The organism is Calyptranema fuscum S582, from assembly GCF_055793305.1.
Genome location: NZ_JBSLYH010000001.1, coordinates 277447 through 292772, shown reverse-complemented (window position 1 = coordinate 292772; position 15326 = coordinate 277447). Strand labels below are relative to the sequence as shown.

General features: G+C 47.7%; 17 protein-coding genes. 10 read left to right on the top strand and 7 right to left on the bottom strand.

What is annotated here, in order from left to right:
• Positions 1 to 75 precede the first annotated feature (75 nt).
• From ACR6Z4_RS01145 to ACR6Z4_RS01130, 4 genes are all read left to right on the top strand, one after another.
• Entirely contained in the window at positions 76 to 594 is a 519-nt protein-coding gene (locus tag ACR6Z4_RS01145; protein ID WP_479715444.1) for a rhodanese-like domain-containing protein, read from the top strand.
• Between the two features lie 133 nt (positions 595 to 727).
• Positions 728 to 940, top strand: coding sequence for a YgaP family membrane protein (locus ACR6Z4_RS01140; RefSeq protein WP_479715362.1), 213 nt, complete (start codon positions 728 to 730; stop codon positions 938 to 940).
• 35 nt (positions 941 to 975) lie between these two features.
• The gene (petC, locus tag ACR6Z4_RS01135) at positions 976 to 1512 is read left to right on the top strand and encodes a cytochrome b6-f complex iron-sulfur subunit (protein ID WP_479715361.1); all 537 of its coding nucleotides are present in this window, start codon (positions 976 to 978) and stop codon (positions 1510 to 1512) included.
• Positions 1513 to 1755: 243 nt separating this feature from the next.
• A complete protein-coding gene (locus ACR6Z4_RS01130; RefSeq protein ID WP_479715360.1) occupies positions 1756 to 2433 on the top strand; it encodes a DsbA family oxidoreductase in 678 nt (225 codons plus the stop codon).
• Between the two features lie 146 nt (positions 2434 to 2579).
• Here the strand turns inward: ACR6Z4_RS01130 and ACR6Z4_RS01125 are convergent, their stop codons facing one another.
• Positions 2580 to 3221 (bottom strand): hypothetical protein, encoded by a 642-nt coding sequence (locus tag ACR6Z4_RS01125; protein ID WP_479715359.1) that lies wholly within the window; start codon positions 3219 to 3221, stop codon positions 2580 to 2582.
• Positions 3222 to 4352: 1131 nt separating this feature from the next.
• On the opposite strand from ACR6Z4_RS01125, the gene ACR6Z4_RS01120 reads away from it, so the two are divergent.
• From ACR6Z4_RS01120 to ACR6Z4_RS01100, 5 genes are all read left to right on the top strand, one after another.
• Positions 4353 to 5237 carry a DUF2382 domain-containing protein gene (locus ACR6Z4_RS01120; RefSeq protein WP_479715358.1) on the top strand — a complete coding sequence of 295 codons (885 nt, stop codon included), beginning with the start codon at positions 4353 to 4355 and terminating at the stop codon, positions 5235 to 5237.
• 158 nt (positions 5238 to 5395) lie between these two features.
• Positions 5396 to 6136, top strand: coding sequence for a DUF2382 domain-containing protein (locus ACR6Z4_RS01115; RefSeq protein ID WP_479715357.1), 741 nt, complete (start codon positions 5396 to 5398; stop codon positions 6134 to 6136).
• Between the two features lie 49 nt (positions 6137 to 6185).
• A complete protein-coding gene (locus ACR6Z4_RS01110) occupies positions 6186 to 6632 on the top strand; it encodes a hypothetical protein (protein WP_479715356.1) in 447 nt (148 codons plus the stop codon).
• A gap of 37 nt (positions 6633 to 6669) precedes the next feature.
• On the top strand, positions 6670 to 7185 hold the full coding sequence (locus tag ACR6Z4_RS01105) for a hypothetical protein (RefSeq protein ID WP_479715355.1): 516 nt from the start codon (positions 6670 to 6672) through the stop codon (positions 7183 to 7185).
• Positions 7186 to 7288: 103 nt separating this feature from the next.
• Positions 7289 to 7498: an acetyltransferase gene (locus ACR6Z4_RS01100; protein ID WP_479715354.1), complete on the top strand. Its 210-nt coding sequence runs from the start codon at positions 7289 to 7291 to the stop codon at positions 7496 to 7498.
• A gap of 305 nt (positions 7499 to 7803) precedes the next feature.
• Here the strand turns inward: ACR6Z4_RS01100 and ACR6Z4_RS01095 are convergent, their stop codons facing one another.
• Positions 7804 to 8025, bottom strand: coding sequence for a hypothetical protein (locus tag ACR6Z4_RS01095; RefSeq protein ID WP_479715353.1), 222 nt, complete (start codon positions 8023 to 8025; stop codon positions 7804 to 7806).
• A gap of 75 nt (positions 8026 to 8100) precedes the next feature.
• On the opposite strand from ACR6Z4_RS01095, the gene ACR6Z4_RS01090 reads away from it, so the two are divergent.
• A complete protein-coding gene (locus ACR6Z4_RS01090; RefSeq protein WP_479715352.1) occupies positions 8101 to 8961 on the top strand; it encodes a DUF1206 domain-containing protein in 861 nt (286 codons plus the stop codon).
• A 92-nt stretch (positions 8962 to 9053) separates the two neighbouring features.
• Here ACR6Z4_RS01090 and psbA read toward each other — a convergent pair whose 3' ends face one another.
• The 5 genes from psbA to ACR6Z4_RS01065 form a co-directional block, all read right to left on the bottom strand.
• A complete protein-coding gene (gene psbA / locus ACR6Z4_RS01085) occupies positions 9054 to 10154 on the bottom strand; it encodes a photosystem II q(b) protein (protein WP_479715351.1) in 1101 nt (366 codons plus the stop codon).
• A 425-nt stretch (positions 10155 to 10579) separates the two neighbouring features.
• On the bottom strand, positions 10580 to 11275 hold the full coding sequence (locus ACR6Z4_RS01080; RefSeq protein WP_479715350.1) for an aldehyde oxygenase (deformylating): 696 nt from the start codon (positions 11273 to 11275) through the stop codon (positions 10580 to 10582).
• Between the two features lie 207 nt (positions 11276 to 11482).
• Positions 11483 to 13276: a ferrous iron transport protein B gene (feoB, locus tag ACR6Z4_RS01075; RefSeq protein ID WP_479715443.1), complete on the bottom strand. Its 1794-nt coding sequence runs from the start codon at positions 13274 to 13276 to the stop codon at positions 11483 to 11485.
• 2 nt (positions 13277 to 13278) lie between these two features.
• Positions 13279 to 13530: a FeoA family protein gene (locus tag ACR6Z4_RS01070; protein ID WP_479715349.1), complete on the bottom strand. Its 252-nt coding sequence runs from the start codon at positions 13528 to 13530 to the stop codon at positions 13279 to 13281.
• 296 nt (positions 13531 to 13826) lie between these two features.
• Positions 13827 to 15248 (bottom strand): lysophospholipid acyltransferase family protein, encoded by a 1422-nt coding sequence (locus ACR6Z4_RS01065; RefSeq protein ID WP_479715348.1) that lies wholly within the window; start codon positions 15246 to 15248, stop codon positions 13827 to 13829.
• Positions 15249 to 15326: the final 78 nt, after the last annotated feature.

Here is a 15326-nt window from a genome sequence, read left to right as displayed (position 1 = left end):
TGTTGTGTGAGAGCCGCGCGGAGCGCGGCTCTCACACAATAGCCATAATCATATCCAGGTGCGAAGCGCTGTATGATGAGCTCTAAACGATTCACTCAACTTGTCTGGTCAGGTCTTGTGCTTGCCGGTTGCCTCTGGCTGAGTATGGGACAACTCCCGGTGATGGCGGTAACCGTTTCGGCAGGGCAATCTATCGCTCCAGAAAGGGGACTAACGCGGTCTGAAGATTTCCTCAAGCTAGAAGCGAACGTCGATCGCTTTCTCACCTCAATTCCATCCGGCTATTATGCGATCGCCACGGTCGTAGACTTAAAAAGCCAGTTAGAAAATCCTCAAACTACGTTGATAGATGTACGCGAACCGTCTGAGTACGAGGCGGGACATATCCCTCAAGCGATAAATATTCCACTGCGAACACTGATTCAAAATTTATACAAAATTCCCAGCGATCGCCCTGTGATAGTGTATTGTTCGTCAGGCTATCGGTCGGCAATGGGTGTAATGACCCTGCATTTATTAGGGTATGACCATGTTCAAGGGTTTCCACCCAGTTTTGCAGCCTGGACAGTAGCCGGAGAAGCGATCGCCAAATAAATCATCACTCCATAACTAATTGGTTATAATATTTAGGCAGATTACAAAAAAGTGAGACTCTCATCGTGAGAAGTACTTTTTGTAGGAGTGCACTCGTTTTTTAAATCTGCTCAATAGGTTGGAGACTGTTGTTATGAAAACGAATGTAGGTTTGATTGATCGCTTGATCCGTCTGTTGTTAGCGTCTGTGTTGTTTTATTTGGGACTGTACCTCTACGGTGGTACCAGTTTAGGTCTAGGGCTAGTGATTGCTGGTGGTATATTGCTGCTGACGGCTATGGTTGGCTTTTGCGGTCTTTATCGCCTTCTGGGAATTCGTACCAATCCGATGAATGAGCAACTTTAAAGGAATTCATTGATCGACTTTTAAGGAGATCCGTCATGGACAATAGTTTTTCTCTCGACAGCCCATTTTTATCAAGGCGGCAACTCCTTAACTTTCTCACTGGAGCCACCGTTGCTGCCACCGCTGCGGCTGCACTGTATCCTGCTGGTAAATTCTTCGTTCCTCCAACCGAAACAACTGCAACTGGAAGAGCGATCGTTGCTAAAGATATCCTGGGAAACCCCATCCCAGCCAGCCAAATCTTGGCAGAGTCGCCCGGAAGTCGTGCCTTAGTTGCAGGATTAAGCGGTGAACCGACTTACTTGATAGTCAAAGAAGATAATACTTTAGATAGCATAGGACTGATTGATAACTGCACCCACTTGGGTTGCACTTTTCCCTGGAACCCGTTGGATCAGCAGTTTCAATGTCCCTGCCATGGGTCTCGCTATGCTCCTGATGGCGCAGTCGTGCGGGGCCCAGCACCTCTACCCCTGAAAATGGTTCACGTTGCAGTGGTTGATAACCGTATCTTGATCTCGCCTTGGACGGAAGCCGATCCTCGTACTGGAGAAAAGCCCTGGTGGGTCTGAGCCTCATAAGACTTCTTAATTGCGTGAAGTACATGATGTTATGTGAGAGCCTCGCTCGAAGTACATGATGTTATGTGAGAGCCTCGCTCTATGCAGCTCTCACATAACACCCATAATTCTATCCAGGTGCGAAGCGCTATATCAGGTCTGAGCATGAAATGATAGGGGATGGTACAAGCCTAGAAGGGTAAGAAAATGAGCAATTTCTCGATGCCCTGATACGGTTAATTACATGGAGTAGCAATGGAACCTATTCGTATCTCTTATTTTTCTGATGTGCTTTGTGTTTGGGCATACATTGCTCAAATTCGTCTGGATGAACTGGAAACCAACTTTCAGACTAAAATCTCGATTGACTATCACTTTGTCCCTATTTTTGGCAATGCGCGCGAAAAGTTAGAGAATCGATGGCGCGATCGCGCTGGTTTACAGGGCTATCGGGATCATGTTCGAGACGTAGCCAAAAAATTCGAACATATTACCGTTCATCCCGATATTTGGACTGAGGTGGTTCCACCTTCTTCTACCTCCTGTCATCTTTTTCTTCATGCTATTCAACTGCTAGAAATCAAAGGCATTATTCCCGAATCAGAGAAGGTGTTTGAAAAAGCAACCTGGGCATTTCGAGAAGCATTTTTTAGCAAATTAGCCAATGTTGCCGATCGTCAGGTACAGTTTGCGATCGCCCAAGAATTAGGTTTGCCGGTTGCTGCTATTCAGGAACAAATAAATAGTGGTGAAGCCTATGCTCAACTTTCTAAAGACTTTGAACTTGTCAAAGAGCATACCGTTACCGTGAGCCCCACTTTAATTTTTAATGAAGGTCGGCAGCGGCTCAATGGCAATGTAGGGTATCGGGTGATTGAAGCTAATATTCGTGAATTGTTGCATACCCCACCCGGAGAACAATCTTGGTGTTGAATCAACCCTGATTCTGTTTAGCTATAAAAAATGGTGTGGGTGCTGCGCAAAACGCAGCACCCACACCATTTTTTATAGATCGTATGACACATCATCGACGCTATTTAATTCCTATTTCCACATAGGATGTGTCTCGATTCACCCCGTTAGGTTCGGATCGCAGGCTGCCCGTTAGCTATACGCGGACGACGAGCCCCTACATTGGCACCAAAGAGCGATGAAGCCAGGGCTAGCAAAGAGCCGAGAGCAAAAGACCAACCAACCTTAGCTGCATTCCCGGCAATATCCCTTGTCTGTTCAGCGGTAACGTCGGGGACATCAGTGGGTAAATTTGCGCCACCTTGCTGAGCTTGATTAATCGCTTCTCCGGCATTAGATGCCACAATGCCAAAGGCTCCTGAAACCCCTGCCGACAGCAACCAGGCACTAATCGCTAAAGTCGTTGCCCATAAAATAAAAGCATTCAATAAAATATTACTTTTACTCATGGGACCAGCTGCACGGGCTGTAACCCAACCGCCAATAAAAAGAGAAATTAACAGGCTCACGATCGACCAAATGCCAACAGCAGAACCAACGTCTCCGGCATCCGATCGAGGTGCTCCTGAGTTGGAGATTGAGGTCAAACCGATTGCAGCGCCGATTGCACTCAAAACTAATTGAGAAGCGATCGCTGTAAATAAGCCAGCTAGGATGGGACCCCAACGAACACGGTCATGATAGTCATTGGTAGGAACTGCAACAATAGGTTCGACGAAATCTCCGACGGGTCGATTAGAATAAGCCATTATTCTCCTCCTGGTAATTGTTTGGTGATTGATGAATCGGCAGCGAGTTGTAGGTATGGAGCTGTACTTTTGAAGATGCTAAGCTTGCCTAGCGTTTACCCAACATGACAAATGAAATCCGAAAGTTCACCGGCTTTTGTAGGTACGGCATTGTTGCGCGTTCCAAGTTATACTTCCAAAAATAAAGTACAGCGTTTCCAGAATCAGGGTTAGTTTCAGGATGCAAAAGTAGAACCTCTATCGATAGAATTCTTGCTTAAGAGTATGGAGATCACGCTTTACTTGCCTGATCCCGAACCTACTTAATTCCAAATCTTGCGAGCTTAATTTCATACCCTGCTTGGTTTTGAACCTACTTGATCCCGAAACTTGTTTGCTTGCTTGTTTGAATCCGGCTTATCCTATGTGTGAATAAGCTGTGCGTGTTTGACTGACGTGTTCAGTTAATGCCGTACTGGCCACAGTACGGACCACAACTTACTGGCTTAGGCAAAGCCAGAAGCTTTCGCTTGGTATGCTTTATGCTTTGGCTGTTGAGTAAACAAGACGTTGTACATCAAACAATAGTGAACCACTGTAGAATAACAACCTACCCACAGGCATAAATCTTAGGCATAAATCTGAGGCAGCGCCCTGTTGACTGCTCTTACCCAAAATACGTCAGCTTTAGAGATGTCAGCTTTAGTAAAGCTAGTATAGTTCTACGCAATCTAGTTAGGACATCAGGGGAGTGGGGGCGGTGCCCCCACGCAGGGGTTTTACCCCTGCACCCCGTTTTAACCCTAATACGTACCGCTATACACCAACTTAAAAGTTTTAGAGGGGGTGGAAGGGGTGAAACCTCCTCTTGGGGGCACAGCCCCCAAACCCCCATGTTGCAAAATTTAGTGTTTGCAACACTAGTACACCAACTTAAAAGTTTTAGAGGGGGTGGAGGGGGTGAAACCCTCTCTTGGGGGCACAGCTCCCAAACCCCCATGTTGTAAAATTTAGTGTTTGTAATACTAGCAATCAGGTTCATAAGGAGTAGACGCTAATATAGCTTGTGACAGACGCATTGTTCCAGTCCCCTCCATAAGCTTGATAGATAGAGATTCAAGTAATTTGAAGACAGACAAAGGAGCGAAAGCTATGTCACTCCACAGAATTAAAGACTTTGACCCTGACTATCGGGCTCACTTCGAAGGGCGCGATGTCATCGGTTATGACCTGTATGCAGATGCGGATAAAGTAGGTTCAGTTGATGATCTACTGGTGGACGAGGGAGGTAAGATTCGCTACCTCGTCATTAATACAGGAATCTGGATTTTGGGCAAGAAGGTGTTATTGCCTATTGGTCAATCCCGGATTGATTTTGCAAATCGGCGTGTTACGGTCAAAGCTTTGAATCGTGATCAGGTCGAGTCATTGCCTCAGTATGACGGTACCATGCCGGTTGACTACGAGCATGAAGAGCAAGTTCGGGGTGTCTACCGTCCGTCGGCTAGGGCAGCGGCACAAGGTGCTACTCCCTTAGAAAACTCTCCTCCCCTGGACTACGATCGCAACACTTACGGTTACGATCGCGATCCTGCTCTATACCACTTGGACGATCGCGATCACCAGAACCTGCGCTTATATGAAGAGCGTCTGATTGCTAACAAGAATCGGAATAAAACAGGCGAAGTAGCGATTGGCAAGCATGTTGAAACTGAGACAGCCAGAGTTTCGGTGCCAGTTGACAAAGAGCGTGTTGTTATTCAACGGACAACTCCTAGTAGCGATACCGCTGTTAATCCTGACCAGGCTTCCTTCAAAGACGGCGAAGTAGCGCGTATATCCGTCTATGAGGAAACCCCGGACATTCATAAAGAAGCGTTCGTGCGGGAAGAAGTCAACGTTCGTAAAGAAGTTGACCACCAGACGGTTGACGCTGAAGAAACACTGCGTCGGGAGCGTCTGGACGTAAATAAGCAAGGTCAACCCGTGGTTAAAAACGATTCGAGATCTCCTAATCCCAATAATCAAAAACGGTAGGGGATAGGTGAAGCAGAGACGGATACTGATTTAGCCTCTACTACCGTTGAGGCAGAGTGATTGATCTCTGCCTCAACCCTTATGAGGAAGAGGTTGCACCAGATGCGCTAGAGCGATCGCAATTAATCGGATTTGAGAGTACAGAGGAGAGAGACGCCATGCCTTTAACACCTGATCATTCAGATGCTGAGAGACCACCGATTTACCCTCGGCAGGAAGGGAATGCTGGTTCTGGCAAGCTCTATCAAGTTGCGGAGTCAAACGGTCAACTTGAGTCTTCTGTTCCCCTGGAAAACTCAACTCCGCTGGAAGCCAGCAGGGTAGTGTACGTTGCTGCTCCGGCTCAACCCACGCCGCCAAAACCAGACGAGCGATCGCCATCCTCGGATCAACGGACGTCTGAACAAATTTTTCCAACCGCATTGCTCAATACGCAGCCCATTTTTGAACCGACTCCGCCATCGCCTCCCCCGAGCCACTCATCATCTGACATTGTAATTCCGTTACTGGATGAGCGAGTTATCGTTGACCGGCAACGGCGGAAGGTGGGTGAAGTCGTTGTCCGTAAAGAGATTGAAACTCACATCGTTGAGGTTCCGATCCGCCGCGAAAAACTCATTGTAGAGCAAGTTAGCCCAGAGTATCAGCACCTCGCCAGCGTGGACTTAGGAGCAGCACAGGTGATTGATCATGATGCTCCGACGACAACGACGCAACCTTTCACGGTCAGCGGCAAATTTACGTCCGCTAAGTCAGCTATCCAATTTTTAGTGGCGATCGCCAATGATCCTCATGCAAGCTTGCAAACTGTGCAGATCACAGTCGCATTACCAGATGCCGATCGGCAAGCTGTTTATCAACGTTGGTTAGACCGTCATCCACCACAGGTCAACCCATAGCTTGACTTCAACTTGCCCCATTTATACTCGTTTTCAAAGGAGGATACGAATGCCTACTTTTTCACGGATACGACAGATTTTTACTGCGCTTGTGCTAATCTGCGCGTTATCTTTTACGACAGCCTGTACTAGTGTCAGTGCGCGATCGCCCCAAGTTAATGCTCCTACCAGCCTTAACCGCAGCGTTGACTATGGGCAACTGGCACGGGGTAACTCAGCCGCCGGACAAGATTTTGGTGACTGGGTCGTCCAAACCAGCAAGGGTCTGGTCAAAGATGCATATGTCCGCGATAACAACAAACTGGGAGCGGTGATTTCATCTCAAGTCCGACCCAATGAGGTCAAGCCGTTAGCTCAATCACTAACACAAGGCTTCCGCAGAAACTTTCCTCAGCAAGATTTGACGGTGTTGATTTATGCACCGAATAAAGAGTTGCTGTTAACAGCTCGATACGATGCTCGTTCTAAGCAAATTGAGTATCAATCTGCTAGCTAACGAAATTTAATGACTGTTTCACAAGGATGATAAAACAATGTCTAGTAATGATGATTACAAGCGTCAGATTATGAAAGATCTGGCAGGCGGCAACAGAGACGTATTGCCTGATGAATCGACCGCTAACGATTATCAAAACTTTGATGATTTCGCTCAACGCTCGTCTCGAAGCGAACGTCATCGCTTATTCAGCCAGTCTTTACGACCTGATCAAGTTCCCAGTACTCAAATGGAACCGGAACTGCAAAAGGCGATTGCTCAAATCAAGCCGAATGAGCGTGATGATGTTGCCAGAGAGTTTCTCAGCCAGTTGAAAAAGCGTGGTCTGAGCGATCGCGATTTGGAAAAGCAACTGGGATTATCTAGCCATCGTCCCAGCCACATGAGTGTAGATGACGTCAGCAAATTGGCAGGGTTCACCTACCATAACCACCCTGACATTTTCCAAGATGTTCTAGCCGACCAACCTGCCCTGGTGAAATTCTTCAGCAATCCGCTGGTAGGAGCTGTTTTCGGAGCGATCGCAGCCAAATGGCTGAGTAGCCGCAAGTAACGTGACTCAACAGATCTAGGTTAATTGCAATCAGAAGTTTGTCAGCAGAGGAACTTCTGATTGCAGCAGGGACACATTATTCAAGCACTAAAGGAGACTACTTATGCTTTTACAAGACAAAGAAAGTGGAACGTTAGTAGAAGTAATGGATATATTAGCGCTGATCAATCCTACTGATCAGGAAATTACCGTGCGGGGACAAGCAGGAGAAGAAGAACAAGACCCTGAACCCCGGCACAAGACAAACTTTAGCTTCCCATCGGGTGAAGAACTGCCCCGTTGTTGGTTGGATGCTAATTATCAAGCGTCTTAGGATCGTGGATTTAATAAGATCGAATATTGAATCGTTTGTAGGGGCGAACGACCGTTCGCCCCTACAACAAATCATCGGAGTTATTTAATTCCCATTCCTTAGTATTACAGCTTCATAAACTTGTATTTTTTGAGCGCGCGATGGCAAAGCCATCGCGCGCTCAAAAATTTGGATTTTTTAAATAGCGGATTTCTTAGGATCGTGGATTTAATAAACCCGAAGATTTATGTTTGGAAGCGCGGCTCCGCCGCGCTTCCAAACATAAACGTCCGGGTTTTAATTAATTTGTGCTCCTACAGCCATTTTCAATTGATTAAGCCACAGCTTTTTTGTTGTGTGCCGCGCTCCGCGCGGCACACAACAAAAAAGCTAAACATATCCAAGCGCGAAGCGCTGTAAGCTATTTCATCCTGGGTATTGCTTAACATCGGCATGAAGTTAAATGTGAAACCTCCGGCTTTACGCTCAACTTCATCCCCAAAGTCAACTACCCCCCATACTTGAGGTAGACACTGCCATACATTCATTCTGTTAATCTTTGTGCAGGATAAGCGCACGGATTGTGCCCGACCTACAAAGTTTCACCTGAGGGCGCAGTGGTTATGAAACAGCGAAATTTTTCTGTCAAGAATGTTGGCAATCATGCGGAGCAAGTCGCAAATGATGCGGCTAACAACTTGTGGGTAGAGCGACTCGCTCGGTTAGGGTTTGCGGCTAAAGGAATTGTCTATGCTCTGGTCGGCTTATTAGCAGCCCAGGCTTCACTTGGCAGTGGTGGCAAGAAGACGGATACTCAGGGAGCTTTGCAAACAATTGTGAATCAGCCCTTTGGTCAGTTTCTCCTAAGCCTGGTGGCGATCGGGTTATTTGGCTATGCTTTGTGGCGAATAGTTGAGGCGATCGCCGATCCTGACCATAAAGGGAATGACTTAAAAGGTATACTTCAGCGGTGTAGTTATGCTGGCAATGGGTTTATTTACGCTGGGTTAGCACTGACTGCTGTGCAAATTATTGTAGGGTCAGGTGGCAGTAATAGTAACGCTTCACAAGACTGGACAGCTCGACTATTGGCTCAGCCTTTCGGGCAATGGTTAGTTGGCACCCTGGGTGCTTTGGTCATTGGGCTGGGTTTTTATCAGTTTTACCAGGCGTATAAAGCAACATTTCGGAAGAAATTGAAGCTTCAAGACATGAGTCATACTCAACAAACCTGGATCGTCCGCACGGGTCGATTAGGCTTAGCAGCCCGAGGCGTTGTATTTTTAGTAATTGGCTTTTTCTTTATTCAAGCAGCTCGACAATCTAATCCAAATCAAGCCATAGGATTGGGGGGTGCTCTAGAATCATTGGCTCAGCAACCCTATGGGGCATGGGTGTTGGGGCTGGTAGCACTTGGGTTAATTGCCTATGGTGTTTACTATATTATGCAAGCGCGTTATCGATACATTGGCATGACAAATTAGACCTGATCTGTCCCGCTCCATTCAATTGCTATAGCAAAAAAGAGAAAATGAGGAGATAGAAATATGAACTATCTCCTCAAGACTGGCGACATCTAGCTGGGGGTGGCGATCGCTGGAGCCTCCAGGCTCACAGGTGTAGCATTACCACCCGCTAACAGTTCTGGAAAATGATGGGTATTGGGTGCGTGCATGACTTGAATCCCCAACGTTGCTCGATTAAGAATATCAGCGTTGCTGGGAATCACTTTGCCTTGACTATCCAAAATCGATTGATTGAAGTTGAAGCCATTGAGATTGAATGCCATCACCCCAATGCCGATCGCAGCTGACCAGATCCCCAGGGTGGGTAAAGCAACCAGCAAGAAATGTACGGTGCGGCTATTACGCAACCCCAGAGAAGGCACTAACAACCGTCCTAAATAACCGACATGACCCGCCATCAGGTTATAGGTGCCTTCCTGTTGCCCAAATCGGTATCCGGTATTGGCGGATTCCAGGTCAGATGTTTCTCGAATCAAACTGGCTGTTACCAGTGAGCCGTGGGTTGCACTGAATAGCGCTCCCCCAAACACACCTACAACCCCCATCATATGCAAGGGATGCATCAGAATATTGTGCATTGATTGAAAGGCAAACATAAAGTGAAACGTGCCTGTAATGCCCAATGGTAAGCCTTCTGAAAAGCTACCTTGCCCAATCGGATAAACCAAAAGTACAGCCGTTGCTGCTGCAACAGGTGCAGAAAATGCAACGGCAATCCAGGGACGCATCCCCAAGCGATAGCTCAATTCCCACTGACGACCCAGATATGCAAAAATACTAATCAAAAAGTGCAACACAATTAGCTGGTAGGGTCCGCCGTTATAGAGCCATTCATCAACGGATGCGGCATCCCAGATGGGATAGAAGTGCAGCCCAATTGCCGCAGATGTAGGGACGACCGCTGCTGTAATAAGATTGTTGCCATCCAAAAGAGAACCGAAGACGGGTTCCCGAATACCATCAATATCAACGGGTGGCGCAGCAATAAATGCCAGGATGAAAACGATTGTTGCCACCAGCAAGGTTGGAATCATGAGAACCCCAAACCAACCGATATACAAGCGATTATCAGTCCGTGTAATCTGGTCGCAGAAGTGATCCCAGCTTCTGCCAACATCCAGTGTGGGTCGTTGTTTAATTGCAATACTCATAATGAAGCCTCCTTAAACGAGGAGAATGGCTTGGGTTTGCTGAGTGAAGGGATGATTGTTTTGTAAGATGGGCAAACCCAAGATTGATTGCGCGATCGCAATGTGATTGATCAAACCTTCAGACAAGGTTCTTAAACGAATTGTAGATCATCACTTTATAGCTAGCGAGTTATTTAATGATTATTTAGGATAGGAGCGTATAGCGCCATGCGGGTTGATTCAGCACGATGTGGTGGGGCACTCCGTGCCCCACCACATCGTTTCTCTCCTTAACGACCTTTCACATTGAGAGGGTGACGGCTTTGCCGTCACCCCTCAAAAACAATCAGGTTTTATGCAAGCCACGATCCTTAGGCAGTGCCTCCCGAAGGGGCTCACTGCCTAACATGAAGGTATTCTTTGCTTGAACATGGCTGATCTGTGGATCAGGTTGCTTGTAACCCTTGAGTGGATAACCGGATAATCTCGCGAGTGCTAAAGCCAATCTGGCTAAGGGCTTCGCTATAGCGAATAATAAATTCTTCAATCAGGGATTGCTTATTCATGCCAATGCCTCTGGCATCGGATTCTACTTGATTCAGCATCCGCCAGATAATTGGTAAAACCTGTTGATTGGCAGCTTCTAGTTCGGCTTTGACCGTTGCAAAATTTGCTTTCAACCAAACTTCACCAAAGTTAAGGTGCTGGTACTCATCTTCCACCACTGATTCGGTTACTTTACGGGCAAAATCATCGGCAACGGGAATGTAGGTGTGGTAAGCGGCGATCGCAAAACATTCAATCACCAGAGCTTGAATCAATAAACATGTTGCGATCTGTTGATTTTCCGCAGCGGTTTGAAATGCCTGACGCAACTCGGTAAAAAACTGTTCGGCAAAAGCGAGATCTGGCGTGACATTGAGATTGCGACCGCACGCTTCAAAACTTTTGCGATGCCGAAACTCCATCTTGCCCAGACGGGTTAATTCCTCTGTATGATCGGGCAGCAAGTTCGCTAAACAAATAAAATTATCATGTGCCTCCTGTTCACCCTCGATCACAATGCCATTGATACGACTGAATGTATCGCGATAGGCATCACTATGAAAATCAAGGATTTGACTTGTCTGAGGTTGTGACATGGGCACGTCTCCTAAATATGTTGGTTATTGCGCTAAAAGTATTATATAATTATATGAGCATCAATCGATGCTGAGAGATAAGAGAGTGAGGCGGCGAAGAGGTCAAGAAGTGCATGACCTCTTCGCCCCTTCTTTGTGACTTAAAGAATTTAGTTGAGAAGGCGACGGCGGAGCCGTCGCCTTCTCAACTACAGCGATATTAATTGGCTAGAACCCCAAAAATCGTGCTCCTTGATAGAACAAAAAGCTGGTGATCCAGGCTAACCCGGTTGACCATGCTACGGCGAGCGCTGCAAATTTAATGCTCTTAGATTCGCTTTTGAGCACTGCCACCGTAGACAAACAGGGCACATACAATAGCGTAAACAACATGAAACTGTAAGCCTGTACCCAGTCGATTTGCTGAGCGATCGCACCTCCCAAGGTCGCATCGGTTGAGGTGCCATAGATCACGGCTAAGCCGCCCAAAACAATTTCTTTAGCAATAAAGCCAAAAATCAGGGCGATCGCCAACTGTGCGTTGATGCCTAACGGTGCCAAAAATGGCTGAGTCACTTGCCCAATCATTCCCGATAAGGTTTGGGCACTTGCCGGTGGCACGTTGGTTGGTACATTATTCAACAGCCAAACGACCACGACTCCGGCAATAATAAAGCGATTTGACCAACGAAGAAAATGCTTAACTTCGCACCAGGCGCGAATTCCAATTTGCTTCACCGTCGGAAACCGATAGGGCGGTAGTTCGAGAACCAGCGGATCTTTATTGGGAAATCGTCCTTTAAATAAGGCAGCCGTTATTAAAGCCGCTGCAAAACTAAACAAATACAAGCTAAACAACACCATCGGCGCAATATGGGGCGCAAACAGTGCCGTTGTCATAAAAATAAATACATTCAACCGGGCAGAACATAGCGAAAATGGAATCACCAGCATCGATAACATGCGCAAACCGGGCGATCGCATCACCCGTGTTCCCATAATGGCAGGGACGTTGCAGCCAAACCCCATCAACGACATGACAAAGGAACGCCCATCTAGCCCCAGTCGTTCCATCAAGGCATCCATCAAAAAAGCAGAGCGTGCCAGATAGCCGCTGTCTTCTACAATTGCCATGCAGAAGAAAAACAGCAGAATCACTGGAATAAAGGCAGCTACCGTGCCGATGCCATCGTAAAGCCCACCGATCAGAAATCCCTCCAGAAACGGGGGAACGTTGCTAAGAGCCGGTTCTAAAAGCATGGTTTTGACCCAGTCCAAGCCATTGCCCAGCAGGGTTTGTAAGGGCGTGCCCAGGGTGTAGACGGTTTGGAACATCAAGTACATCGCTGCAAAAAACAGCGGCAATCCTAAAATCGGATGCAATAAAATGCGATCGAGGCGCGTGGTTAGAGTGTCTTGATGGTGGTCTGAAATACGCACAGCATCGTGCAAAATGGTGTCCAGTTCGACGGCAAGCTGTTGGTCAGAAATCAGGCGATCGGCAAAATCAGGAACGCACGTGGGGTGTTCGTGTTCATGCAACGTTTGGGTAATCACTTCTAACGCGGCTTCATACCCTCCGCCATATTTGGCACTCATGGGAATCACGGGCATATGCAGATGGTGAGCGATTTTTTCTGCTGCCACTGTTACCCCAAATTTGGGTGCTTCATCTGCCATATTCAGGAGCAATACGGCTGGTAACTGGAGATGTTTGACTTGCAATGCCAGACTGAGCTGGCGATCGAGTTGTGCTGTATTGAGAATAATGATGACCAGATGCAGGGGCGTCGATGCCAAAAATTCTTGAACAACCGCTTCATCTTGAGAAAAACCCCGCAGGTCGTAGATCCCTGGTAGATCGATGACCTCTGCGGTCAGGTCGCCGAGCTTGAGAGTTGCCATCATCAAATCAACGGTCATGCCTGCCCAGTTGCCAATGCTGGCAGTAGCTCCCGTAAACCGATTAAAAAAGGTAGATTTACCCGTATTGGGCATTCCCAAAACCGCAATCCGTTTCACGGTCATTCTCCCCCAGCTAAAGGCGCGATCGCGATATTACGAGCATCTCGCTGCCGCATCATCACCTCCGTTGTGCCGACGCGCACATGCACGGGTCCCGAAAACCGCGATCGCCGCAGCATGGTCACATGTCGCCCCTGGCGGAACCCTAATGCCAGTAATCGTTGATGCAATCCTGGTGATGTATTGAGGCTGGCAATAACGGCAATATGTCCGGGTTTGAGGGCAGCAAGATGAGAGTGAGGGTGAGTCATGGTTAGAGCAATCCGCTAGAGAGTTTCAGGGGAGAACGACCGTTTCTATTGAGAACTTCTTTCAATAATTAGATCGTTACATGAGTATTAAGCTATGTCAATCCATTGTTGATGAATGTAGCCTGACGCACATATGTCGCGGCTCCTGCTTTGGCTCATGTCATGGCTCGATGTGGATAGATCGCGCCCTATGCGCCCAAAACCAGGATGCTGAGATATTGAAAAGCGGCGCGCCGCGCCGCTTTTCAACACAATTAGCAATGTCTAAGGTGGTGTATTGCGACAGTTCCTGAAACTCACGTTATGGTTTTTTCCAGGGCGTGTTGTAGATCTTGGGTGAGATCAACGATCGCTTGGCGGGCAGCTTGACGGTTGGTTTGGTAAACAGACCAGCGATCGCTGACTGAAATGGGTGTGCCAATGGTTAACTGGGCATGGCGATCGCCCAAACGGGGGCGACGTGGAAGTTTATCGCCGCGAATACGAGCCATGACATCAAACATCAGTAGTGTTGTTTCTGCAAACCGTTCAAATGAAGGTTTCTCCTGCACATAGTTGCCTGTAATGGCGACGACACTTTCCACCAGACGCATGTGTAACACGGTTAGGCTTGCATCTTCAGCAACCCAATTGGCTAATCCTCGATCGAGGGCTGAAAGTTGGTTGGGTGCAGCAATATCCTGCCGATAGATAAACGTCCAACTGGCTTCTTCAATCCGCCGACAGCGTTCAGGAAACGTTCCCCGCGACGAAATACCGAAGTGTGATTCGGCTACCTGTAACGCGTGGTTCAGGAGCGATTGGATGCGTATCGAACGCCGTTCGGGTGAATCATCAGCCGTATCTACAACAGGCGATCGCTCAACCGTTACTGGGTAATGGTAAAAGCGTGCATAAAACTGTTCCATAGTCGTCAATAAATGTTCACCCAGACGCAGCAGCCGCGCATAATAAACCTGTCCGCGCTCGGATGCTGCAACGGTGGTGTTGGATTGGGTGGGTAAGCCAAACTCGGCTTCCAATTGACCCATTAATTGATCTAATCTCTGCCAGGAGGGGTTGAGATAGCGATATTGCAGCCCAATCGGCAGAATCCATACGGTTTCAGGGCGTCCGGCTTTGAGCAAATCTTCCACACACCAAAAGCCCAACTGAGCTGTGCCCGGTTCACACGGACTCAGTCGTTCGCTATGCCCATTGGTTGCACCCTCTGGGGCAACAGCTAAGGGCAACCGACCATTGAGCATCAACTCGCGGGCTGTGCGCAACGCTTGCCAATCGGGATGTTTGCCGCGATGAATGGCAACCCCTCCTAAACGTGATAGCAACCAACCCAACCATTTTCCGCCCCACAGCGGCATGCCGCGATCAAAGAGAAAATGAGCATGAAGCGGATAGTTGAGCTGAATTCCCTGCGATCGCGCAACCTGGGGGACTAACCGAGACAACAGATACAGCCCGCAGAGAGGATCATCTACTTCCACATGCCGAAACGCCATCATAAAGCGAACTTTTCCGGTCTGAAATTGGTGATAGAGTTCGATCAGCGTTTCGACATCCGTTGATTCAACCTGTGTGATTCCGGCAGGTAACCAGGGACGTGTCCGAAATCGCAATAGGTAAGGTAACGTCAGGTGTACCAGTTGCAGCACCGTCGGATTAAATTTCTCAGAAATCGGTTGTAATCCGGGTTGAACCGAGTGGATGATCTGCGGCATTCTCTATCGGGTGGCTAAGGGGTGTAAGCGATCGCAATCAAGCTATTGTTTCTGGGGTCCTACCCAGTTTGCAGTAGG

Bases quoted from the DNA above. Each gene is read 5' to 3' on its own strand.
- ACR6Z4_RS01145 (WP_479715444.1), top strand. From the start codon at position 76: ATGAGCTCTAAACGATTCACTCAACTTGTCTGGTCAGGTCTTGTGCTT.
- ACR6Z4_RS01140 (WP_479715362.1), top strand. From the start codon at position 728: ATGAAAACGAATGTAGGTTTGATTGATCGCTTGATCCGTCTGTTGTTA.
- petC (WP_479715361.1), top strand. From the start codon at position 976: ATGGACAATAGTTTTTCTCTCGACAGCCCATTTTTATCAAGGCGGCAA.
- ACR6Z4_RS01130 (WP_479715360.1), top strand. From the start codon at position 1,756: ATGGAACCTATTCGTATCTCTTATTTTTCTGATGTGCTTTGTGTTTGG.
- ACR6Z4_RS01125 (WP_479715359.1), bottom strand. From the start codon at position 3,221: ATGGCTTATTCTAATCGACCCGTCGGAGATTTCGTCGAACCTATTGTT.
- ACR6Z4_RS01120 (WP_479715358.1), top strand. From the start codon at position 4,353: ATGTCACTCCACAGAATTAAAGACTTTGACCCTGACTATCGGGCTCAC.
- ACR6Z4_RS01115 (WP_479715357.1), top strand. From the start codon at position 5,396: ATGCCTTTAACACCTGATCATTCAGATGCTGAGAGACCACCGATTTAC.
- ACR6Z4_RS01110 (WP_479715356.1), top strand. From the start codon at position 6,186: ATGCCTACTTTTTCACGGATACGACAGATTTTTACTGCGCTTGTGCTA.
- ACR6Z4_RS01105 (WP_479715355.1), top strand. From the start codon at position 6,670: ATGTCTAGTAATGATGATTACAAGCGTCAGATTATGAAAGATCTGGCA.
- ACR6Z4_RS01100 (WP_479715354.1), top strand. From the start codon at position 7,289: ATGCTTTTACAAGACAAAGAAAGTGGAACGTTAGTAGAAGTAATGGAT.
- ACR6Z4_RS01095 (WP_479715353.1), bottom strand. From the start codon at position 8,025: ATGAATGTATGGCAGTGTCTACCTCAAGTATGGGGGGTAGTTGACTTT.
- ACR6Z4_RS01090 (WP_479715352.1), top strand. From the start codon at position 8,101: ATGAAACAGCGAAATTTTTCTGTCAAGAATGTTGGCAATCATGCGGAG.
- psbA (WP_479715351.1), bottom strand. From the start codon at position 10,154: ATGAGTATTGCAATTAAACAACGACCCACACTGGATGTTGGCAGAAGC.
- ACR6Z4_RS01080 (WP_479715350.1), bottom strand. From the start codon at position 11,275: ATGTCACAACCTCAGACAAGTCAAATCCTTGATTTTCATAGTGATGCC.
- ACR6Z4_RS01070 (WP_479715349.1), bottom strand. From the start codon at position 13,530: ATGACTCACCCTCACTCTCATCTTGCTGCCCTCAAACCCGGACATATT.
- ACR6Z4_RS01065 (WP_479715348.1), bottom strand. From the start codon at position 15,248: ATGCCGCAGATCATCCACTCGGTTCAACCCGGATTACAACCGATTTCT.